The sequence below is a fragment of the Sporosarcina sp. P26b genome (assembly GCF_002743245.1).
In the GTDB taxonomy this organism is placed as follows: domain Bacteria; phylum Bacillota; class Bacilli; order Bacillales_A; family Planococcaceae; genus Sporosarcina; species Sporosarcina ureae_C.
Map to the genome: position 1 here is coordinate 198,650 of NZ_PDYW01000003.1, position 22,332 is coordinate 220,981.

29 protein-coding genes are annotated in these 22,332 nt (G+C 42.6%); 24 read left to right on the forward strand and 5 right to left on the reverse strand.

What is annotated here, in order from left to right:
• Window positions 1-35 precede the first annotated feature (35 nt).
• On the reverse strand, window positions 36-260 hold the full coding sequence (locus CSV69_RS04800) for a hexameric tyrosine-coordinated heme protein (RefSeq protein ID WP_085426250.1): 225 nt from the start codon (window positions 258-260) through the stop codon (window positions 36-38).
• A 232-nt stretch (window positions 261-492) separates the two neighbouring features.
• On the opposite strand from CSV69_RS04800, the gene CSV69_RS04805 reads away from it, so the two are divergent.
• Window positions 493-1,470 (forward strand): DUF5050 domain-containing protein, encoded by a 978-nt coding sequence (locus CSV69_RS04805; RefSeq protein ID WP_099692851.1) that lies wholly within the window; start codon window positions 493-495, stop codon window positions 1,468-1,470.
• A 213-nt stretch (window positions 1,471-1,683) separates the two neighbouring features.
• On the opposite strand, the gene CSV69_RS17390 is transcribed toward CSV69_RS04805, so the two are convergent.
• Entirely contained in the window at window positions 1,684-2,235 is a 552-nt protein-coding gene (locus CSV69_RS17390; RefSeq protein WP_369823937.1) for a YhgE/Pip family protein, read from the reverse strand.
• Entirely contained in the window at window positions 2,229-3,689 is a 1,461-nt protein-coding gene (locus tag CSV69_RS04810; RefSeq protein WP_369823938.1) for a YhgE/Pip family protein, read from the reverse strand. Before CSV69_RS04810 ends, CSV69_RS17390 begins: the two co-directional genes overlap by 7 nt.
• 425 nt (window positions 3,690-4,114) lie before the next feature.
• Between CSV69_RS04810 and CSV69_RS04815 the strand changes: the two genes are divergently transcribed.
• The 7 genes from CSV69_RS04815 to CSV69_RS16605 all read left to right on the forward strand — a co-directional run bounded on the left by CSV69_RS04815 (window position 4,115) and on the right by CSV69_RS16605 (window position 8,568).
• Window positions 4,115-4,999 carry a D-alanyl-D-alanine carboxypeptidase family protein gene (locus CSV69_RS04815; RefSeq protein WP_085426248.1) on the forward strand — a complete coding sequence of 295 codons (885 nt, stop codon included), beginning with the start codon at window positions 4,115-4,117 and terminating at the stop codon, window positions 4,997-4,999.
• A 265-nt stretch (window positions 5,000-5,264) separates the two neighbouring features.
• Window positions 5,265-5,738 carry an Rrf2 family transcriptional regulator gene (locus CSV69_RS04820; RefSeq protein ID WP_099692852.1) on the forward strand — a complete coding sequence of 158 codons (474 nt, stop codon included), beginning with the start codon at window positions 5,265-5,267 and terminating at the stop codon, window positions 5,736-5,738.
• A gap of 34 nt (window positions 5,739-5,772) precedes the next feature.
• Complete coding sequence (locus tag CSV69_RS04825; protein WP_085426246.1) at window positions 5,773-6,729, forward strand: LLM class oxidoreductase; 957 nt, start codon at window positions 5,773-5,775, stop codon at window positions 6,727-6,729.
• A 19-nt stretch (window positions 6,730-6,748) separates the two neighbouring features.
• The gene (locus CSV69_RS04830; protein ID WP_085426245.1) at window positions 6,749-6,964 is read left to right on the forward strand and encodes a DUF896 domain-containing protein; all 216 of its coding nucleotides are present in this window, start codon (window positions 6,749-6,751) and stop codon (window positions 6,962-6,964) included.
• A 30-nt stretch (window positions 6,965-6,994) separates the two neighbouring features.
• Window positions 6,995-7,858: an Hsp33 family molecular chaperone HslO gene (gene hslO, locus CSV69_RS04835; RefSeq protein ID WP_099625253.1), complete on the forward strand. Its 864-nt coding sequence runs from the start codon at window positions 6,995-6,997 to the stop codon at window positions 7,856-7,858.
• 197 nt (window positions 7,859-8,055) lie between these two features.
• Window positions 8,056-8,325, forward strand: coding sequence for a hypothetical protein (locus tag CSV69_RS04840; RefSeq protein ID WP_099692853.1), 270 nt, complete (start codon window positions 8,056-8,058; stop codon window positions 8,323-8,325).
• 72 nt (window positions 8,326-8,397) lie between these two features.
• Window positions 8,398-8,568, forward strand: a complete 171-nt coding sequence (locus CSV69_RS16605) for a hypothetical protein (RefSeq protein ID WP_158232610.1) — start codon at window positions 8,398-8,400, stop codon at window positions 8,566-8,568.
• Here CSV69_RS16605 and fabG read toward each other — a convergent pair.
• Window positions 8,543-9,286 (reverse strand): 3-oxoacyl-ACP reductase FabG, encoded by a 744-nt coding sequence (fabG, locus tag CSV69_RS04845; RefSeq protein ID WP_099692854.1) that lies wholly within the window; start codon window positions 9,284-9,286, stop codon window positions 8,543-8,545. The genes CSV69_RS16605 and fabG overlap by 26 nt on opposite strands.
• A 90-nt stretch (window positions 9,287-9,376) precedes the next feature.
• Between fabG and CSV69_RS04850 the strand changes: the two genes are divergently transcribed.
• From CSV69_RS04850 to CSV69_RS04875, 6 genes are all read left to right on the forward strand, one after another.
• Window positions 9,377-9,772: a hypothetical protein gene (locus CSV69_RS04850; RefSeq protein WP_143560800.1), complete on the forward strand. Its 396-nt coding sequence runs from the start codon at window positions 9,377-9,379 to the stop codon at window positions 9,770-9,772.
• Between the two features lie 155 nt (window positions 9,773-9,927).
• Window positions 9,928-10,359, forward strand: a complete 432-nt coding sequence (locus CSV69_RS04855; protein WP_085426240.1) for a BrxA/BrxB family bacilliredoxin — start codon at window positions 9,928-9,930, stop codon at window positions 10,357-10,359.
• The gene (locus CSV69_RS04860) at window positions 10,356-11,141 is read left to right on the forward strand and encodes a class I SAM-dependent methyltransferase (RefSeq protein ID WP_199170393.1); all 786 of its coding nucleotides are present in this window, start codon (window positions 10,356-10,358) and stop codon (window positions 11,139-11,141) included. Before CSV69_RS04855 ends, CSV69_RS04860 begins: the two co-directional genes overlap by 4 nt.
• 362 nt (window positions 11,142-11,503) lie before the next feature.
• On the forward strand, window positions 11,504-12,091 hold the full coding sequence (locus CSV69_RS04865; RefSeq protein ID WP_099692856.1) for a YpjP family protein: 588 nt from the start codon (window positions 11,504-11,506) through the stop codon (window positions 12,089-12,091).
• Window positions 12,092-12,350: 259 nt separating this feature from the next.
• Entirely contained in the window at window positions 12,351-13,292 is a 942-nt protein-coding gene (locus CSV69_RS04870; protein WP_099692857.1) for a thymidylate synthase, read from the forward strand.
• A 13-nt stretch (window positions 13,293-13,305) separates the two neighbouring features.
• Complete coding sequence (locus CSV69_RS04875) at window positions 13,306-13,788, forward strand: dihydrofolate reductase (protein WP_099692858.1); 483 nt, start codon at window positions 13,306-13,308, stop codon at window positions 13,786-13,788.
• Between the two features lie 9 nt (window positions 13,789-13,797).
• On the opposite strand, the gene trhA is transcribed toward CSV69_RS04875, so the two are convergent.
• Entirely contained in the window at window positions 13,798-14,433 is a 636-nt protein-coding gene (trhA, locus tag CSV69_RS04880; protein ID WP_099692859.1) for a PAQR family membrane homeostasis protein TrhA, read from the reverse strand.
• Window positions 14,434-14,515: 82 nt separating this feature from the next.
• On the opposite strand from trhA, the gene CSV69_RS04885 reads away from it, so the two are divergent.
• From CSV69_RS04885 to CSV69_RS04930, 10 genes are all read left to right on the forward strand, one after another.
• Window positions 14,516-15,352, forward strand: a complete 837-nt coding sequence (locus CSV69_RS04885; protein WP_099692860.1) for a DegV family protein — start codon at window positions 14,516-14,518, stop codon at window positions 15,350-15,352.
• Window positions 15,353-15,377: 25 nt separating this feature from the next.
• Window positions 15,378-16,181 (forward strand): GDSL-type esterase/lipase family protein, encoded by an 804-nt coding sequence (locus tag CSV69_RS04890; RefSeq protein WP_233192328.1) that lies wholly within the window; start codon window positions 15,378-15,380, stop codon window positions 16,179-16,181.
• An 8-nt stretch (window positions 16,182-16,189) separates the two neighbouring features.
• Window positions 16,190-16,762, forward strand: coding sequence for a YpmS family protein (locus CSV69_RS04895; protein WP_085426233.1), 573 nt, complete (start codon window positions 16,190-16,192; stop codon window positions 16,760-16,762).
• 13 nt (window positions 16,763-16,775) lie between these two features.
• A complete protein-coding gene (gene msrA, locus CSV69_RS04900) occupies window positions 16,776-17,306 on the forward strand; it encodes a peptide-methionine (S)-S-oxide reductase MsrA (RefSeq protein ID WP_099692862.1) in 531 nt (176 codons plus the stop codon).
• Window positions 17,303-17,728: a peptide-methionine (R)-S-oxide reductase MsrB gene (gene msrB / locus CSV69_RS04905; protein ID WP_099692863.1), complete on the forward strand. Its 426-nt coding sequence runs from the start codon at window positions 17,303-17,305 to the stop codon at window positions 17,726-17,728. Before msrA ends, msrB begins: the two co-directional genes overlap by 4 nt.
• 15 nt (window positions 17,729-17,743) lie before the next feature.
• On the forward strand, window positions 17,744-17,968 hold the full coding sequence (locus CSV69_RS04910) for a YozE family protein (protein WP_085426230.1): 225 nt from the start codon (window positions 17,744-17,746) through the stop codon (window positions 17,966-17,968).
• A gap of 76 nt (window positions 17,969-18,044) precedes the next feature.
• On the forward strand, window positions 18,045-18,749 hold the full coding sequence (gene deoD, locus CSV69_RS04915; protein ID WP_085426229.1) for a purine-nucleoside phosphorylase: 705 nt from the start codon (window positions 18,045-18,047) through the stop codon (window positions 18,747-18,749).
• A gap of 75 nt (window positions 18,750-18,824) precedes the next feature.
• Window positions 18,825-20,321 carry a lmo1851 family serine protease gene (locus CSV69_RS04920; protein WP_099625242.1) on the forward strand — a complete coding sequence of 499 codons (1,497 nt, stop codon included), beginning with the start codon at window positions 18,825-18,827 and terminating at the stop codon, window positions 20,319-20,321.
• A gap of 64 nt (window positions 20,322-20,385) precedes the next feature.
• Window positions 20,386-21,285, forward strand: coding sequence for a CobW family GTP-binding protein (locus tag CSV69_RS04925; protein WP_085426227.1), 900 nt, complete (start codon window positions 20,386-20,388; stop codon window positions 21,283-21,285).
• Window positions 21,286-21,464: 179 nt separating this feature from the next.
• Complete coding sequence (locus CSV69_RS04930) at window positions 21,465-22,112, forward strand: CAP domain-containing protein (protein ID WP_099692864.1); 648 nt, start codon at window positions 21,465-21,467, stop codon at window positions 22,110-22,112.
• Window positions 22,113-22,332 lie beyond the last annotated feature (220 nt).

The window sequence follows — 22,332 nt, forward strand, 5'->3', positions numbered from 1 at the left end:
TAGTATGTGGTTTTTTAACACAATCCCCATAACCTTTACTTCCAATAATTATTCGCTGCTGAAATCGTCTGGAAATGAACAGCGATCACATGTGATGCCTTAGTTAAGCTATCTGCATTTTCTGCATACTCAGGGCGTAGTTTTTCCCTTACTTCCGGAGATGTTTGTGTGTAAGCGACTCCTTTTCTAGCCAATGTGATAGCCAGTTCAAAACCTTCTTGCGGTGTGTCTGTTTGTAAACTTGTAAGCCAGTTCGCCATTGTAATTCCTCCCTTTTAGCTATAATACTAAGTTGACTAATAATTTCGTTAAATTAATATTAACATAATTATTTTGATAAGTAGAATTTATTTAAAATTATACAGTACATATTTTCAGATAGTTGATACGCTGAATATACTTGCGAAAAACAAAGCTCATTTAGTATTTTGATAATAGATTAATTATTCAGATAATGATATAATGAATGTAAAATAACGGAGGGATGTTCAAATGAAACGCTGGATACGGTTAATAGTCGTCATCCTGTTTGTCGGTTTGCTATTCCCCAATGTACTATCATCAAAAGTTAGTGCGTTAGATGATGTAAAAGGAGATAATCATTTCGTTAATAGTTTTGCTGCTAAAGACGGAAGCAATTACTATGTAAATAGAGGACATCTAGAGGATATGACACTGGGTATATATAAGGTCAGTAATGATATGAAGAAGTTTCGCTTGATCAAGCAAGGAAACTATACCAATATCCAATTATATAAAAACACGATGGTTATATTTAATGATGATGTAAATAAGCTGCAGCGGTTTTCTTTTGATGGGACCCTAGTTAGGGAATATCCTCAAGTGACCAGTAGCAACTTCTTGATTGATCACGATAGAATTTATTATCATACAGGGCGCAATGTTTTTGAGATCAATATAAACGGTCAAGGAAATAAGCATCTGTATACATCCGAAGGCACCATTCAAGAATTCTCGGTCCACAACGGCTGGCTCTACTATACGTACTTGATACCTACTGTTCCTCTGCCCTATGACTATTCAATGAGTTTTGCCAGATTCAAAATATCTACTCCTCAACAAGTCGTTCCAATCATTAGTAAAGTAAGTAACATTGATTCACTAATTGTTCGGGATGGGTATATTTATTCCGTTATTCATCAAACCTCTACAATGAATGGCAGATATTTGTACCGAATGAATTATAGCGGTGACTTCTTACAACGCATATCTACTGTTGACACGACTGCATTATTCATTGGCACAAAATACGTGTATTTCGTCGATAACACCGGAACCTATAGACAGTATTTCTATCGAATGGATAAGGATGGAAAGAATGCCGTGAAGGTAGGAGATTTGACCGGTTCCAAGCTTAGCGCAGAGTACCATAACGCAGCCTTTTATTTTGAAATTCAAAATGTTCAACAAGATACTTTTTATTTGCGTAGAATTTTACAGACGCGCTGAAGTCGCTAGTTTTATAATAAAACCTCCTTACGAGCGTAGGGAGGTTTTGTTGTGCTGCGTGTAATTTTAGTTGAATCATATGCTTCACCAGGACCTACTACTTCAGAACGTTCATCAAGTCATAGTAAATCTTCGGGTTCTGGATTCTAAGTTTTAAACAATAGGTAAAGCTTGTGGTAGTAGTTTAAATTGAAAAAGATTATATATAGCAGTTCAGTGAAATAAATCGGTCTCACTTGATTTCGCCAAAAGATGGTCGCTTGCTTTATTCATTTTTTCTTTGAATAAAACACCGAAACTAATTAAGGCTATTCCAACGACCGCTAAAAACAGCATATCTTTTAAAGCACGTGCCCAGACGATTCCGCCAACTGCCTCTCTCATCAGATCAATTGCGTACGTAAAGGGTAAGAAAGGATTGATCCACTGGAAAAAGGAGGGGAGAAGCATAATCGGATACGTGCCACCTGAACCTGCAATCTGCAGCACGAGTAAGACGATAGCCATTGCTTTACCAACATCTCCGAAAACTGAAACAAGCGTATAGACGATCGACATGAACACTACGCTGATCAAAACACCAAATAAAATGAATAATACCGGCTCTTTGACTGTGACACCCAGTAGCACCAAATCTCCAATCGTCACGATGAGTGTCTGTATACAACCAATTAAACCGAAAGTAAATAACCGACCTACATAAATTTGTCTTGATGTGAATGTACCTTCCCGGCTAATATCCGTGGATAGTAAGGAAATTAACAATAAACAACCGACCCAAATCGAAAACTATAAAACGGTGTCATTCCCGTTCCATAGTTTTCGATTGGAAATAGCTTCGTTTCTTTCAGTAGAATTGGTTCCTCAAAGAAGCTGCGTTCTGCTTGCGGATCATTTCGCAGTAAATCAATAATTTCATTAATATCCGTTTCGCCTTGAATGTCTTTGATGCGATTTGCGAGCTTGTTCACCTTACCATATACGTATGGGTATTGATTTAGCGCGTTCTCGACTTGTTGTTTACCTTGCGTCAAGTGTTGATCCGCACTAAGTAATGTTTGCTGTACTTTAGGAATGGAGGCTTGTACTTCTGTCAGTAGCGTTTTGGCACTAGTTAATGTTTTCAATGCCCCGGATATTTGTTTGCGAATGTAAGGTTCTATCGTGTCGCTATATTCTTTTAGGAATGAACTGCCTTGGATGGTTGTGTTTTCAGCAATCTTTTGCAAGTCATTTAGACTATTGCGTAGCTGTTCTTCTTCACCTTGCACAAGCGTGTCCATTGTGCGTGCATGTTGTTGAATTTCATTTAGCAAATTCTTTAGATTATCGATTTTAAGTAGAGCGGCGTCTGTTGCAGCCGATTGTTCACCATTCAATTGTTCAGCTACATTCTTTATATTCAGAAGGTCTTGCTCAAGGCCTTCTAGTTTTTCCATACTGCCTGTTACGCGATCGTCCACTGCTTGTTTCGCACGATTCCATTCAGTAAAGTCAAGTGATAATTGCTGAATTTGTTTGAGGAAATCGTTCGTTTCATTCGTAATAGCAACTATTTTCTCCAAATCTGTTCTAATACGCGGTGCAGCCGCTTCTAGTCGATTCTGCGCTGTTGTCAGCTGATCGATCGTATCGTTTATCGTTTTTAGTCCTGAATTCGTAGTGCGTTTCGCCTCAGGCAGTAGCTGTTGCGCTTTGTTGATGATGTGCTGCGCAGAGTTCGCATCCGTCACGATTCCTTCTAGCGTCTGATGAATCGTAGGTAATTGCTTCTGAATGTCAAAAATATATTGTTCGAATTTCTGAATGTCAGGTAAATCCTTCTCGATTTCTATTCCCAGTTCATTAAATAAATCGAGTACTACGCCATTCACAGTAGAAATAAAGCGGCGGCTTACTTTGTCGACAATGACAGAAGCGCCTTTTTCTGTGATTTTTGGTGCGATAGAATTCAACTTTTCATTGACGAAGTAATGAATTTCTGCTTTTTCAGGCTCACCTGAAGTGACTGTCGCCAATTTGCTGGAGAAATCTTTTGGAATAAAAATCGCCGCAAAATAGTCACCATATTCTACACCGTCCATCGCTTCTTGGCTTGTGGTGAACGACCAATCCATCTCTTTATTATTTTGTAACGTTTTGATCAATTCTTCACCGACATTAATGTGTTTGTCACGTACCATCGCGCCTTCATCTTCATTGACAATCGCCACAGGCAATTGGTCAGTGTGGCCATAAGGATCCCATGTTGCGTATATATTTAGCCAAGCATAAAGATGGTAAAATGGTCAGTCCGCCAATCAAAAGGGCGGCAACCCAGTTTTTACCGATGTGTTTCAAATCCAATTTAAATATATTCCAGCTTGTTTTCATGATTGTGACTCACTCCAGTAGCTCTTTTTATTAGCTATTGTGCCCATAAAAATGCTAGTTCAACTGAATTTTTATGATTCAAACAGAATAGGATGTATCTTAAAAAGCTTTAAGGATTAAGTTTTGTATACTAAACTGGAGAAACTGCGAAAAAAGACTTGTTACCTGTAAACGTAGATATTTTTTAATCATCTTCATTCATTCTTAAGAAATTACCACTATTAAACTTCAGACTTCTACTTCATAATGAATAGCATAGGCAGGTGTATACATGAAGAAGCTGATATTGGTCCTACTCATCTGTTTAGGAATCTATGCAGTCGTCACGCAATGGAACGACGTACAAATAATAGATGACAATTGGAGCGCCACTTCCAAAGCTATGATTCTTTTAAACGCAGAGACAGGTGAAGTGTTATATGAAAAAAATAGTAAAAAACCTTTACCGATCGCAAGCATGACCAAGTTAATGACGCAATATATTGTCTTGAATACGATTAAGAATGGGATGATCTCCTGGGAAACCACTTATCAACCAAGTGCCACTGTGCTAGATATGGCACAGTTTGCGAGCGCTTCTAAACTAGGGATGAAAGCAAATGAAAACTATACAGTACGTGAACTTTTTACTGCGATGACCGTCATTTCAGCAAATGATGCAGCTCTTGCGTTGGCTGAGATCGTGGCAGGAACGGAAGAAAATTTCGTTGCGATCATGAATGAACAAGCACGCGCCTTTAGATTAAAGAAAACGGTTTTCTTCAATCCACACGGTTTGGATGGCACTTATCTCGGTAGAGGCGAGAACAAGAACAACTTAGCGTCAGCTCACGAAATGGCAATCATGGCAGATCGGCTTATTAAAAAGCATCCTGAAGTACTCGAATTCACCCGCATGACGCACTTCATGTCTAGAGACGGAATGAAGATGTGGAATACAAATTTACTGTTACCGGGTATGCGCATGCAAATGGATGGCATTGATGGATTGAAGACGGGGTATACCGATGCGGCAGGTTCTTGTTTTACAGGAAGTGGAATCTTCAATGGACAGCGTGTGATTACTGTTTTGATTGGAGTGGAAGAAGTCGACGGAAACAATTCAGAGCCGCGTTTTAATGTAACGAGGGAACTGATTACTCGTTATGTAAAATGATGTACTGTATATGTTGGAACATAATAAAAGAATAATAAAAGACTATCCGAGCCTGATTAGGTTGGATAGTCTTTTTTTAGAATAAGAGAAATTACAGAGTCGATTTTGTAACACCGTAAGTACACGACTCCCATCTAAAAGCAATCGCAAAGTAGATTACTGTACTTTTTATGAAATGCCTGTTAATCTAATAAGGATAAACATTATCTACGTTAGAAATCAATAGACTTATCGCGAATATATACTCATGAAAGGGGATGATGGAATGCAAATGAAAACCGGAGTGGAACAATCCTTGTATGCCATTCTCATCCTGAATTTGCTGCCAGATAGAGTAGTATTACCAGGTGAAGCAATTAGTCAACAACTTCATGCATCGCCAACATATACGCAGAAAATATTGCGGAAATTAGTCAGCGCGGACTTGATCACATCTGTTCCTGGAGTGAAGGGTGGATTTAAGTTAAATAAAAAGCCTGAAGAGATTTGTGTATATGATATTTATCTAGCGATTGAAGGCAAACAATCACTTTATTCTCCAAGTGGCGTTTTCCATGACATGCTTAATATAGAAGAAGATCGTGACTGTGCATTAATCGCTTTAATGACAGAAGCCGAAAATTCGTGGAAATCTATTCTAAAACGCGAAACGGTTGCGTCACTCTATGAGGAAATAAATAAAGACTATAATCCGAAAGTACAAGCACTGCAAGAATGGCTGAAGGTAAAAATGGTGTGAACATCAATAGGATTGTCCGTTAGGTGGAATTACGATGAAATCATTTCAATCGCATCAAGGCTTCGTGCGCACATTTAAAGAAAATACATTAACATTGGGCATTACATTCCCTATGGATCTTGCTGTTGATTATCATATGCCACTGGATCTAGCCGAACAAATGAAGCTGGCCAAGCAAGCTGAAGATGCGGGATTTGCGGCATTGTATGTCAGAGATTCGCCTCTTTACGATCCGAACTTTGGAGATAATGGCGTCAAGCATGATCCATTTCAACTTCTCGCATTTGTAAGTGCGCATACAAGTAAAATCGCGCTAGGCACAGCAAGTGTCGTCACGACTTTGCGGCACCCACTTCACTTGGCGAAATCAGCTGCTTCATTAGATGATATATCTAACCAGCGCTTATTACTGGGTGTTGCCACTGGCGATCGGCCAATTGAATTCCCAGCATTTAAAGTGAACCGAGATCAACGTGATGAATTGTTTAGAGAGTCTGTAGACGTAATGAAAACATTATGGAAAGAATCTTTCCCTACGATCCAGTCTGAACGTGTTGGACTCGAAGCAGGTGATGTGATTCCTAAGCCATTAGTATCTAAAATTCCGATTTTAGGTACCGGGTATTCCGGACAAACGATCGAATGGTTAGCTAAGAATACAGACGGTTGGATGTTTTATGCCCAAGAAGCCAATCGCCAACAAGAGTTGATCAAGCTATGGCGTCAAGCGACAACTGAATTTAAACCGTTCATACAGCCCCTAACTATACATTTATCAGACAAACCCAATGCGTCGCCTAGACCGATTCCAATAAAAGTTGGCTTCACATCGGGTCACCAGTTTTTAATCGATTATTTGTATGCACTACAAGATATCGGAGTCAACCACGTCGTTCTGGCAATTCGTAACGAAGACCGTCCGATAACAGAAGTGATACAAGAGCTGCAAGAATTTGTCGTACCACATTTTAGTGCACATAATAAAAAATAAATGAAAATGAGGGATTTACATGATTAATCAATTAGGTCGTATTAATGAATTAGCTAAAAAACAGCGTGAAGAAGGCTTAACAAATGCTGAAGTAGTGGAGCAGACAGTATTGCGTCAAGATTACTTACGTGAAATCCGTGGGCAAGTCATGGGCACATTTTCAGGTTTAACCGTCATCGATCCGCTTGGAAATGATGTCACACCCGAAAAATTACGTGAAACAAAGCTAAACTAAACGTGTAGGGCTATAGAAAGGGTGTATAGAATGAATGATTATTTGGTAAAAGCGGTAGCTTATCAAAATCAAGTGCGCGCGTACGCTGTGAACTCAACTACAACTGTAGCGGAAGCACAGCGACGACATGCGGCTTGGCCAACAGCCGCAGATGCCCTTGGACGTTCAATGACTGCTGGTTTAATTCTAGGCTCTATGTTAAAGGGCGAGGAGAAAATATCAGTAAAAATTAACGGTGGCGGCCCACTCGGTACCATTATTGTGGATTCGAACGCCAAAGGTGAAGTGCGAGGATATGTCTCGCATCCCCAAACCGACGTAGAATTGAACGAAGTCGGAAAGGCAGTCGGCACAAATGGATTGCTAACGGTCTCAAAAGACGTGGGGCTAACATATCCTTTCGTAGGACAAATCCCACTCATTTCCGGGGAAATTGGAGAAGACTATACATCGTATCTTTCTAAATCTGAACAAACCGCATCTGCTGTTGGAGTTGGCGTGTTAGTAAATCCTGATAATACGGTGAAAGCGGCAGGTGGCTTCATCATTCAACTCATGCCAGGCGCAGATGAAGAAGTGATGAGTAAGATTGAAGAACGCATGAAGGTAATTGCGCCACTCTCTTCCATGATCGAAGAAGGCAGTACACCCGAACAAATACTTGAGCACGTGTTAGGTCCGGAACATGTCACCGTGTTAGAAAGCATGCCCGTTCAATTTCAGTGTCAATGCTCTATGGAGCGAATCACTAATGCGATTATCAGCTTAGGTAGCGAAGAAATTGAAGACATGATTCAAACAGATGGACAGGCCGAAGCGAATTGTCATTTCTGCAATGAAACCTATCACTTCGATACTGAGCATTTGGAAGCACTGAAAGAAGTCGCTTTATAAAGAAATGAAAAATGAGCATCTGAATGAGAAACTACCGTGTTTTGTAAACATGGAATATTTCATTTAGATGCTTTTTTATATTGATTCTAATTCGTCCATATGAGTAGTTCTTGAGACAATTCTTAATAATGATAGAATAAATTAATCGCCATAAAAGCATAAGGTTCAAAAAAGCTGGAATAAAGGGAGATGATTTTATGTTATACTATTTACCGTTCTTTTCCTTACTTATATTTACTGCTGTAATCAGCGCCGTCGTTGGCTTTTTATTTCATGAATTCACTACCAAACTACTACGTTCTAACGTAAGCCGATTCATCGCAGGAGCAGGTGTATCCATGCTCGTCGGTGGTTTTATCACCAAGTTATTGCGGTTTGACAATTGGTATTACTACCTAGCTACAATCTCGTTGACGTTCGTGTTATACGTCATTTCAATTAGATCATTAACTAAAAGTAACGAATAAGGTTCTTCATAGTAAATTTTCCTGTAAAACTTTTCACTTGCTAACTTGAAAATAATGTATGCAATACATTATTTGGCGATTCTGGAATTGAAAGAAATGAGTAAAGAACGGAATTTCATTGAGAAAAATGGTTCACGTATCGTAGAGGATGGTATGACGTTTACGATTTTCTACATAGATATTATTGTGAATCATATTCCGATAAAATTGCGGTTCATCAAACCATCAAAAATCCGCCACTGACGCTAATACACTCACCATTGACAAAACTCGAATCAGCGGAAGTCAAGAAGGAAACAACGGATGCCACTTCCGCAGGATCTCCCATACGACCCGCCGGCGTTAACATCGTTGCCATTCTCTTAACGTCTTCTGGCAAGTCCTTCGTCATATCTGTATTGATCTGCCCTGGCGCAATGGCATTTACCGTAATCTGCTTACTGCCATTTTCCTTGGCTAACGTCCTCGTTAAACCAAGCACTCCAGCTTTTGACGCACTGTAATTCGCCTGTCCCATATTGCCCCAACTCGAAGAAGAGGACACATTGACAATTTTTCCATATTGCTGTGCACGCATTTGTGGAATGACCGCTTGGCACGTGTAGAACATGCTGCTGAGATTGACGTCGAGTACAGAGTGCCATTGTTCGGCCGTCATTTTATGGAAGAATGAGTCTCTCGTAATCCCTGCATTATTCACTAGAATATCCACTTGACTGAACTTTTCATAAATAGCAGAAAATGTTGTCGCCACATCTTCTGGATCGGCTACATTACACTTCATAGGGTGGACCTTATCACCTGAAGCGTCCAACGCGGAAGCGGTTCGTTCCAGCTTTTCAAAATTGACATCCAAAATAATTACTATTGCTCCGTCATCGAGTAAACGCTCTACTATTTTCTCTCCGATTCCTTGTGCTGCGCCTGTTACGACTGCGATTTTATCTACTAATTTCCCCATATCCTACACCCCTTATGAATTTCATAGAATTGTAAGTTTACTTTATCATAAATGAATGGGTATTCATATAGTGAATAGTTTGAATGAAAAATGTTAAACTATATTGTAAGAGGTAAGAGAAATGTATATAAAGACATTTACGAAGAACTGGAGGCGATTGTGATGAAGGATGAGCATCTACAAGACGCGTTCACCAGCTGGGTTGACATGAGTCGCGATTCACAAGGGTTATTAGCGTATAATGCGCGTTTGAAAGAGGTTTTAGATGAAGAAGCTTTTATTAATGAAGCGAAGTTGAGAGAAGAAGCGGCTAATTTGAAACTAGAGGCTAAGAAAGATCAATGGATAAAACAAGGTTTGGAACAAGGTGTAGAACAAACGGCTCGTAGACTATTAAAAATGAAAATGGATGAAAAAGCTGTGGCGGAGGGAACAGGGTTAACGATCGAACGAGTGAAAGAGATTAAAAAGGAAATGAATCTCTGAAAGCTATCGTAAAGCTAGCTATGCATTTTGCGCCTCTACATACAATATTCCACCTCCCGCCAACCCAATCACGTGAAATAATTTCCTCTATCCTTTACTATTAAAAATAGTACGACATAAAACACGTAACCATACGAGAGGGCGGAGATATTTAAATGAACGCATATGATGAGTACATGCGCGGAATTGTTACACCGATGCGCGAAGAACTAACTACTGCAGGATTTACAGAACTAACAACGGCTGAAGAAGTCGATGATACTTTAAAGGGCCTTGAAGGTTCAGCAATCATCATGATCAACTCGGTATGCGGTTGTGCGGCAGGTCTAGCACGTCCGGCAGTACGCGAAGCAGTGGCAGAAGTGAAACCAGATCATCTATTTACGGTATTCGCGGGGCAAGATAAAGAAGCGACGGAAACATTCCGCTCGTACTTCCCTGAGATTCCTCCAAGTTCACCTTCGATTGCTATTTGGGATCAAGGCAAAGTCGTGTATTTCATTCCACGCGAACAGATCGAGAACTTCCCGAAAGAACATATTAAAGATCACCTCGTTGACGTCTTAACGAAAGTCGTTGCTCAGTGAACGTGATCATTACGACAGCAGGACGTCCTGATGAACACTCCACTGCACTTATGCAACAAGCAGCGGAGTCGTTACAGGCGCCTGTCGTCGAACGTAAAAAGCGGTCCATCCCTAAACTACAAGACGTCTATCAAGCAGATGTCTTAGTGGCGGGGAAGGACCGCTATTCGTTTTATACAAGAGGCAGCAACGAACCGTTCTTCTTTCATCCGAATTCTGCAACCTATCGTTTGAAGCGCATATTAAAAGGCGAAACCGATCCACTCGTGGCGGCAGCTGATCTTCAAGATGGCGACTCGTTCCTAGATTGCACACTCGGACTTGGCTCGGACGCAATCATCGCATCTAGCACTGTCGGAAAGTTAGGATCGGTAGAAGGAATTGAAGCGGATCCAATCGTCGCGTTCCTAACAAAAGTCGGTTTGCATAATTTCCCGATCGACTTTCCGCTGCTACAAGAAGCGATGCAACGAGTCGAAGTGATTCATTCGGAAGCGGTAGAGTTCTTGAAAACTTGCGAATCCAACTCACGTGACATCGTCTTTCTCGATCCGATGTTCACAACACCGATTGAGGAATCTTCCAATTTTGAAGTGCTGCGAGAAATTGGTGTGACTGATAGCGTAACGGAAGAATGGGTAGAAGAAGCGTTGCGCGTATGCAGACGCCGCGTCGTATTGAAAGACCACTATCAGTCACCGATGTTCAAACGCTTCGGCTTCATACAGCAGATTCGTCCATACACGAAAGTGCATTATGGCGTGTTGGAGAAGAGAAAATGATATATTACGTAAAGCTACACAAAAAAGACTATGAACAAACCTGATCACATTCCAGGTTCTGTCCATAGTCTTTTTTACGTTCTTCACTATTAATTAATGTGTGAAATTCAGGGAGCTCAAGTACAAAGTCAATACAAGCATACCAATTCCTAATAATAAGTTAACATCCATTGTGGCGACCTCCTTTTATGTAGCGCGTTTGATTGAAATCCGCTTAACTTGCAATCAGAGAACATTTTGTGAATATTGATGATTGAAGTTTGACTTTATTGTACAATGAAATAGTAAAAGATGAAACCTTTTGTGACGCTTTTCGTATGAGTTATGTAGATGTATGACGGAATGTTGAAGGAGTGATGGAAATGAAGCAATGGTTACAGCGGCTGATGATCGCATCTGTTGCCGTGTTGACATTGGGCGTCATTACACCCAATCATGAAATTTGGACAAACTTTACGGATAAGAATGAACCAAATGAATCTGGAACCCACGCAGAAGGCATGGAGTATTCCCTTGAACTGCAAGACAATCGAGATGACTTACTGACACTAGACAGCTACACTAGAGAACAACAATTGGTCGCACACGCGCGTCTATTAACGTATGAAAAATTCGGACAGCGTATCGGCCCCGTAATCCAGAACGAATTCGATCAGGAGATTTTCCCGCGAATCGAAGCCGTGATCCAAACGACCGTACATAATGCAGCGGATCGCCGTCTCGCAATCACCGAGCAGCCTTCAGGTGATTATGCGGAAAAGATCTTCCACGTTTACGACAAAACAGCGAACCAGGACCTGATCAAGTTCCACGTTCGTACCGAAAAACGCCCAAGTGACGGCTACTTCTATAATTTCCATTACCACACAGCGGATGATGGATTTGTCGCGCATCACTCAGTTGGGGATATTTACTGGTCGAAGAACACACCACCGAAATGGCTATCGTAAAATGGTGCGGTTGTGTGAAGAGAAAACTGAATTGAATAAAAACCGTGTGAAACCAAGTGTGGAATTTGGGTTCATGCGGTTTTTTGTTTTCTACAACTCATAAAATGTATGAAACTCACAATTAACACCTCGCGAAAACAGCTTTTACAATCCGCTGTTCTGTGGTGTGTTTTTTTGTCCCCTTTTCCAATGTCTTTCTCTTTGACCTAACACAAACAATGTTATAATAGGTGTAATTTCTTATGAGGGAGCTTGAAGCATGAAGCAATATTTGGATCTATGTCAACATATTCTGGATACAGGAACAAAAAAGGGAGATCGTACGGGTACGGGGACATACAGTGTCTTCGGTTATCAGATGCGTTTTGATTTAGCGCAAGGGTTTCCTTTATTAACGACAAAAAAGACGGCGTTTCGTCTGATTGTCTCGGAATTACTATGGTTTATAAAAGGTGATACGAATATCCGCACATTGATTCAGGAACGTAACGGTATTTGGGATGAATGGGCATTTGAGCGGTATGTGAAAAGTGAAGCGTATACAGGACCGGATATGACGGATTTCGGTCGCCGTGTACTTAAAGATGAGGAATTCGCGGTTACGTATAAAGTGGAGCTCGCTTCATTTAAAGAGAAGATTTTAGCGGATGAAGAATTTGCGAAGGAGCACGGTGATCTCGGACCTGTGTACGGCAAGCAGTGGAGAGCGTGGGATAGCGAGAGTGGTGTCATCGATCAGCTTGCACAAGTGATCGACAGCATCAAAAACAATCCGGACTCCCGCCGCCACATTGTCACGGCGTGGAATCCTGCAGAAGTGGACGAGATGGCGCTTCCACCATGCCATTTGCTGTTTCAGTTCTACGTAGCGGACGGCAAATTATCATGCCAGCTCTACCAACGCAGTGCGGATGTTTTCCTCGGCGTACCGTTTAACATTGCATCGTACGCGTTACTTATTCATTTAATTGCACATGAATGTGGTTTAGAAGTAGGCGAATTCGTCCATACACTAGGTGACGCACACTTATATCAAAATCATATCGATCAAGTACATGAACAATTGTCGAGAGAACCAAAAGAGTTGCCGACGTTGCACGTGAATTATGATGGACGGTCGATCTTTGATTTGACGACGGAGGATATTTCGATCGAAGGCTATGATCCGCATCCACGAATCAAAGCGCCGATCGCAGTATAAAGGAGGACATACATTGATTTCATTATTGGTGGCACATGATCTTGGCCGAGTAATCGGCAAGGACAATGAGATGCCGTGGTATATTCCGGAAGAACTTCAGTATTTCAAAGAGAAAACGATGGGCAAGGCGATGATCATGGGACGCAAGACGTTTGAATCGATCGGCCGCCCGTTAAAAGGTCGGTTGAATATTGTCATAACGCGTAATGAAGATTACGAAGCGGACGGGGTAACGGTCGTTCATGATCTAGACAGTGCCGTGAAACTCGCGAAAGACTATGCCGACGAAGTAATGGTCATCGGTGGCGCGGAAATTTTCAAAATGTCGATGGCAGACGGTGCCGACAGATTGTATGTGACGGTCATTGAGAAAAATTACCCGGGTGATACGTTTTTCCCGGAATACGAAGAGGATTACACGTTAACGAGTAGGTCTGAGCCGCATTACGCGCAAGACGGCACTGCCTATACGTATCAAATTTGGGATAAAAAATAACGTTCTCCTCTATACATAGAGAAGAACGCTAAAGAACATCGATGCGCTGCCTGCCATGACAAATAAGTGCCAGATCGCGTGATTGTACGGAACACGGCGTGACATGAAGAAGTACGCGCCAGCCGTATAGAATAATCCACCGATCACGAGCAACCAAACGCCTTCTGGCGGCAGTGCGTTATATAATGGTTTGATCGCAAGGACGATGAGCCAGCCCATAATGAGATAGAGGGCAAGCGATAGTTTGGCGAAGCGGTGAATATAAAAGATTTTGAACAAGATGCCAAACAAAGTCAATCCCCAGATGATACCGAATAACGTCCAGCCGAGTGCACCTTGTAACGTGATAAGCAAAAACGGTGTATACGTACCGGCAATGAGTACATAGATGGCGGAATGGTCGAGAATCGCAAAAAACGATTTCACTTTAACCGGCATACTATGTAGTAGCGTACTTGCGAGGAACAGCAATAACATGGACACGCCAAAAATCGTGTAGCTAGTTATGGCGATGCCTGTTCCTTGTTTCACACCTTTTAGAATTAGCAAGACCAATGCAGGTATGCTGAGTAAGAATCCAATCGCATGAGTGATCGCATTCCAGCGCTCTTCATGTAAATTTTTATAATCGAATGATTCTTCCATTCTCATAAGCACCTCCTGCATCACACTATACCAAATACAGCGAAAAAAATCGCAGAAGCCACACGCTAAGGAGATAGAAATCATGAAAAAAATTCATATCGTCACCGATTCCACTGCAGATTTAACGGATGAACTGATTGAGCAATACAATATTCACGTGGTACCTTTAACACTGATTGTCGATGACAAGTCTTATATTGACGGTGTAGAGCTGCAACCCGAGGAATTTCTCGACTTGATGCGCGACGCAAAAGACTTGCCGAAAAGCTCGCAACCAGCAGTCGGCGTATTCCAGAAGCTCTATGACGAACTAGGGGCGGACGGATCGCAAATTATCTCGATTCATATGACTGGCGGCATGAGTGGGACAGTAAAATCGGCGGAGACAGCAGCCCATGCATCAGACGCAGATGTTACGGTAATCGACTCGATGTATATTTCACATGCATTGACTTTCCAAGTGCTTGAAGCCTGCCGACTTGCTGAAGAAGGCAAGACGGTAGCCGAGATTGTCGAAGGCATTGATCACGTCCGTAAAAGTTCCTCTTTATTCGTCGTACTGGACGTGCTGGATAATATGGTCAAAGGCGGTCGGATCGGAAAAGGGAAAGCGATGTTCGGCTCGCTCATGAATATCAAACCGATTGCGTCACTAAAAGACGGTGTCTATACGCCGGTCGCAAAGGTACGTAGCCATAAACAAGTAGTCTCTTATTTGTTTGATGAGTTTAAGAAGGAAACAGCGGGGAAAGTAATTCGTAGTGTCGGCATCGCGCATGCGAACGGACTTGCGATGGCAGAACCGCTGAAGAATAAGATTGAAGAAATGGGTATACAAGTGAAGTTGACGTTCACTACACCGATTGTTAGTACGCACACCGGTGAAGGCGCGATTGGCTTCATGTATTACACCGACTGATTCTAACTACAAAGGATATGACATTATGAGAAGAATGCTAATGCTGTGTTTCGTCTTCTCATTGTTCTTAGCAGGGTGCCAGGCCCCATTTAGCCAAAAAGAGACGACGCTTTCGGAACGTGAAACCGTAGCGTTCGAACCATTCATTGTGCCGGAAACGTTTATCCCTAGACGTGTAAATGTCTTAGGCCTAGGCGATTCATTGACACAAGGAGTTGGCGACGAGCGCAAAGAAGGCGGGTATTTCGGCCGTTTGACGTCGGACATGGAACAATGGAAAGGCATTATGGAAGTGGACGCCGTGAATTTAGCAAAACGCGGGCGGCGCAGCGACCAGTTTTTAAAGCAATTGCAAGATGAAGATGTACAACAAGCGGTCATTGCCGCAGATTATATCGTCTTTACGATTGGCGGCAACGATGTGATGAAAGTGGTCAAAGGGAATTTCATGCAGATGAAGATGTCGGATTTCTATAAAGCGCTTGGAAAATTTGAAAATAGAATTGAAGAGTTGTTTGAAGTCCTGCGTCTTTACAACCCAGATGCCCCCATCATTGTAGCCGGTCTTTATAATCCGTTCTCCGTCGTAACGGACGAAGTACAAGAGTTCGAAGAAATTATTGGCGACTGGAACCGTTCGATCGAAGAACAAGTGGAAAAAGACGGCATGGCTTGTTTTGTGCCTGTAGAAGATTTATTTAATTCGAATGAAAACCTGGTTTATCACACAGACTTCTTCCATCCGAACAGTAAAGGATATGATTTGATGGAAGAGCGTTTTGTGGAAGAAATTAAAGGCTGTTCAGCGGTTGATGTGGAAGTGGAGTGAAGTACAAGATGAATATTTGGAAAGTAGCGTTTTTTAGCCTGGCAGGAATAATGGTGGCGGCGCTCGTAGGATTAATCATCCTCATCAGTAGCGCCACTGCTTCTCCACCTCTACCAGAAGATAAAGCGGTGAATGAGGCTGGCTATACATTGGCGTTAAATACGACAAAAGATAATTTTGAAGGTATTGCGAACACCTATATACGAAAAGCTGTAAAAGGCGCGTTACCGGTTGAGCTTGAAATGCGCGATGATGTATTGTTGACGTCCGAACTCACGGTGTTCTCGCATACATTACCGCTCGCGATGCATTTTGATCCTATTGTCCGAGAAGACGGAAACTTAATTCTCAAACAATCGTCAATGGAATTAGGACATTTGACGATTCCACCATCAACAGTACTGAAATTACTGAAAAATTCAGTAGAGCTTCCATCGTGGATGATTGTCAGGCCAAAAGAAGAGGAAATTTTCATCGATTTGAAGGACTTGCCGATCTCAGGTGATGTTCAAGTCAAGGCAAAAGAAGTGAATTTAGCAAAAGATGAGATTATATTGGAAGTATTGATACCGAAAAACTAAGGAGGCAATAACGATGGCAATACAATACGCAACATTTGCAGGCGGGTGCTTCTGGTGTATGGTCAAGCCTTTTGACAAATATGACGGTGTCCATTCCGTAGTTAGTGGTTATACAGGCGGACATACTGTCAATCCGACATACGAAGAAGTATGTACGGATACAACGGGACACCGTGAAGCGGTACGTATCGAATTTGACGACAGCGTGATCAGCTACGAAGAACTGCTGAATATTTTCTGGCAAGTGATGGATCCGACAGATGCAGGTGGACAATTCGGAGACCGCGGGGAGTCGTACAAAACTGCGATCTACACGAACTCCGATGAACAGCAGCAAGCAGCGGAAAAGTCAAAGCAAGCGTTACAAGATAGCGGCAAGTTCAGTTCGCCGATCGTCACAGATATCTTCCCGGGTAAAGAGTTCTACCCGGCCGAAGAACATCACCAAGAATATTACAAAAAGAATCCAAGTCACTACGAGCGTTATTCAGTTGGATCAGGACGCGCAGGATTCATCGAAAAAAATTGGGGGAATCGTTCATGAAAAAAGACTTACGCAATGAATTAACGGAAATACAGTATCATGTGACGCAGGAAAACGGAACAGAACCACCATTTCGCAATGAATATGACGCGCATTATGAAGATGGTATTTATGTAGACGTGGTGTCAGGTAAACCGTTATTCAGCTCAAACGATAAATACGACGCGGGTTGCGGATGGCCAAGCTTTACGAAGCCGATCGAAGCGGTAGAAGTAACGGAGCATTTTGATACAGCTCATGGCATGCGCCGCACGGAAGTACGCAGTAAAACAGCAGATTCTCATTTAGGACATGTGTTCCCTGACGGACCGCAAGAGCAAGGCGGATTGCGTTACTGCATTAACTCTGCAGCACTACGTTTTGTTCCAACAACAGACTTAGATAAAGAAGGCTATACAGAATACAAAGGATTATTTGAGTGAAGGAAGGTGACGGCGATGGATCGATCCTTTTACCATTTCGCATTACGCTATCGTAACGGCGGAAAAGATGACGCGAAGGCGTTGTTTGCGGACAAGATGTTTCTCGATGCCGGTTTCCCGAAAGATTTAGAGGATTTCGATTCATTGTCCCGTTACGTCGAAGACATGGCGGACGATGATTTACGTTCCACCACTTTTGATGAAATATACGCAATCTATCAAGATCTGTGCAGTAGGTAAGTGGCGAGGGTTTCATTGCATCTCGCCATTATACACTGTATGATAAAAACAAATTAGTGAAAAGAGGCTAAAAAAGATGAGTATACATATCGATGCAAAACCAGGCGATATCGCGGAAACAGTTCTTCTACCTGGAGACCCATTGCGCGCGAAATATATCGCGGAAACATTTTTGGAAGATGTCGTACAGTACAACGAAGTACGTAATATGTTTGGCTATACCGGAACATACAAAGGCAAGCGCATTTCCGTACAAGGTACTGGAATGGGCGTTCCATCCATCTCCATTTACGCAACAGAATTAATGCAGGAGTTTGGCGTACAGCAATTGATCCGTGTCGGTACGTGTGGCGCGATTCAAAAAGACGTAAAAGTGCGTGACGTTATCCTTGCACAAGGCGCGACAACGAATTCGTCTCTAAACGATGTAACATTCGGACCAATCCGCTTTGCACCACTAGCGGACTTCGACTTATTGTTGAAAGCGTACACTGCAGGTAAAGAAAAAGGCTTGCACTTGCAAGTAGGAAACATTTACACGGAAGACTTCTTCTACAATGAAAATGCTCAGCATGAAGAGCTAGCACGCCACGGCGTTCTTGCAGTTGAAATGGAAGCGGCAGCACTCTATACATTAGCTGCTCGTTACGGCCGTAAAGCACTTGCTGTTCTTACAGTAAGTGACCACATCATCACGGGCGAAATCACGACGCCTGAAGAGCGTCAATTGACATTTAACGACATGATCGAAGTCGCGTTAGACGCAGCCGTCGCTGAATAATAGAATAGATAGAAACCTACAAAAGACCGCTCTTGGCAGCGGTCTTTTGCGGGGATTTGGAAAGTAGGGAAGACAATGAACGAAAACGATTCGCATGAGAACGGGAAACAAGAGCCGGAAGCGCCGAAACCTAATCGCTATATACGGATCAAACCGTTTTCTCTGATCATGCTCATTTTTTTCCTTGTGCTAGCAACAGCAGCGGTTACCTTCATTGCACTGACAGTCGGTGACGAAAAGGTTGTAGAAGTCGTCAAACCGCAGCAAGTAGGCATGGAGCGAAAAGAGTTCAAGAAACTGTATGATGCATATGATCAACTGAAAGAAAGTTATTTTGACGAAGTAGACGATCAAGTCGTGATTGATGGCGCGATCAACGGAATGGTCGATTCACTAGGCGACCCATACTCCGATTACTTGAATGAAAAAGAAGCCAAACAATTGAATGAAAGCATCTCTTCTAGTTTTGAAGGAATCGGGGCAGAAATTCAAGAGTCCAACGGCTATATTAGCATTGTGTCACCTATCAAAAACTCTCCAGCTGAAAAAGCCGGTTTATTGCCGAACGATACTGTGCTTTCAGTAGACGGTGAAAGTATTCAAGGTCTATCTTCTTCTGAAGCGGTTTTACTGATTCGTGGAGAAAAAGGATCGACAGTGACATTGTCTGTACGACGCGGAGAGAAATCCGATCCGTTTGATGTGAAAATCGTCCGTGACGTAATTCCGATCAATACGGTGTACGCGGAAATGCTCGACGACAACATCGCGCATATCAATATCACGTCGTTCTCTGAACATACGTATGAGGAATTGCTTGAAGCGTTGAATGAAATGACCGACAAAGGCATGGAAGGCGTACTCATTGACGTACGTCAAAATCCAGGCGGTATTTTAAGCGGTGCTATCGATATTTCCGATCTATTTGTTCCGAATGGCAAAGTGTTATTCCAGACAGAAGAAAAAGGTAAAGCACCAGAAGCCTACCCTTCATCTGACGGACAAAAAGTAACAGTTCCTGTTGCATTGATCGTAGATGACGGCAGTGCGTCCGCTTCAGAAATCCTAGCAGGTGCGTTAAAAGAGTCTGCAGGCATTCCAATTGTAGGGGTTAAGACGTTTGGTAAAGGTACCGTTCAAACACCGACTCAATTACCAGACGGCTCGAACTTGAAACTAACGACTGCGAAATGGTTAACACCTGACGGCAACTGGATTCATAAAAAAGGAATTGAGCCAGACGTGAAAGTGCCATATCCTTCATATGCATCTCTACCGTACCTTGATTCGTCTGAAGAGATGGACGAAGGTCTTGTCTCTCCTTCCGTACAAGCGGCAGAAGAGATGTTAGAAGCAGTAGGTTATGACCCAGGCGAAACAGACGGTCTCTACGACGCAGATACGGCAGCAGCTGTTAAAACGTTGCAGAAAGACTTAGAACAAGAACAAACAGGCATCTTGACTGGCGATACAACAGTCGGCTTAATGCAGAAATTACGGGACAAGATGAAAGATGATGACCCTCAATTGCTAAAAGCGAAAGAAGTCGTGTTAAAAGAAATCAACTCATAATCAAAGAAACACGCGTCCAGCAATCGTTGGGCGCGTGTTCTCTATGGAAAAGGATGATACAACTATGATCGATGTATATTTACTCAGCGGCTTTCTAGGAAGCGGTAAAACTTCACTACTCGTTACTCTTGTAGAGCAAGTAAAGAAGTCCGGCAGACAACCGGCTGTTCTAATGAATGAATTCGGAGAACTGAATATCGACAGTCAAATCGTCGAAGATGCAGGGGACGTTCCGTTAAAAGAATTATTGAATGGCTGTATTTGCTGTACGGGTGCCGAATCTACAGAAGCTCAACTGCAAGGTTTACTCGCGGATTATCCGGAGATTGACGTGCTGTTCATTGAAACGACAGGTGCCGCTCACCCGGTAGAAGCGTTGGACGCCGTATATTCGCCGTTATTCGCAGAGAAGCTAGACTTCAAGGGAATCGTCACTGTAGTAGACGCAAAGCGCTGGGTCGACCGTGACAAGCTCTCACCACGTATACAAGCATTATTTCTTGAACAGATCCGTCACGCCCATTTCATGGTGCTCAATAAAACGGATTTGCTGACGGACAATCAATTGGCTTTCGTGACAATGCAAGTGACACAGTTCAATAGTCACGCGCCGCTCGTCCAGGCCGTCAACGCAAAAGTCGACTTCAGCTATATTGAGAAAATGGTGAATGTGGCGGCACCGAAACAGCCGATCACGTCAGGTAGTGGATTGCCGCTCGATTCGAAAGTGCTGTCGTTTGATACACCAATCAACCAACAACATTTTGAAGACTGGGTTCGCACATTACCGGAGAGTGTCTATCGCATGAAAGGGTATATCCAGCTAGAAGATACGCGGTACTCGCATTTATTCCAATACGCTTATGGCATGGTCAACTGGATACCGGAATACATGCAAATCCCGTCTAAATTGGTGATCATCGGAGAACAGGTAGACGGCATCGAATATACGCCGGAAATCTAGTTGTCAATAGCTTTTTATTGTTAATAGTCCTCTCCACTGGACAGAGTTACCAAAATCACATCTCTCAGACTCTCATTTCATAGCTTCGCAGAGTTCATTGGCTAAATTGGCAAGATTGGCCAAGTTTCCTTCTTTTCTTTGACGTTATGCTAGGTTGCGTAAAGAAGGAGGGGAACAAGATGAAAAAACCTTTATCACTCATCTTATTAAGCTCAGCTATTTTATTGCCTACTCATGCAGCAGAGGCAAGCACGACGAAACAGGTGCAGACACAGACGTATACGTGGAATGCATCCAATCACCAAGTATATTCGTATTACTTTGGAAACTACAACTACCAAAAGCCGCAGCAGCCTAGTAGACCGGTAGAGAAACCAACAGTACAGCAACCAACTCAACCAGTGGAGAAACCACAAACGAACAAACCGGCGCAGCAACAGACAGCAAACGTGTCCGCTACAGAGCAAGCTGTACTCGATTTAACGAATGCGGAACGTACAAAAGCAGGACTCAAGCCGTTGCAGATCGATGCAGCATTGCAAAAGTCTGCGAAGCAAAAATCAGCAGATATGGCAGCGAACAATTACTTCTCTCACACGAGCCCTACATACGGTTCACCGTTTGATCAAATGAAGAAGAATGGCGTTACCTACCGTTCGGCAGCAGAGAATATCGCAATGGGTCAACGCAGTGCACAAGAAGTCGTGAAGGCTTGGATGAACTCAGCTGGACACAGACAGAATATCTTGACGCCAGGGTTTACGCATATCGGTATCGGATATGACGCGAACGGACAGTACTGGACACAGCAGTTTATACAGAAGTAAGAATGTGAAAGGTCAATGGATTTATGTCCATTGACCTTTTTTTATTGGAGAGAGTTGGAGGGTGATAGCAAGTGGATGCGCGCGGGCGAGTAGGCTATGAGCGGTTACCCGTCCGCTATGACCGCTTAGATGGTTTCTATGAGCGGTCACGGACGTGTATAGAGTGTTCAGCGGGTGTAATAGAGCGGTTAACTGGGTTCAATGATCACTTACACGAATT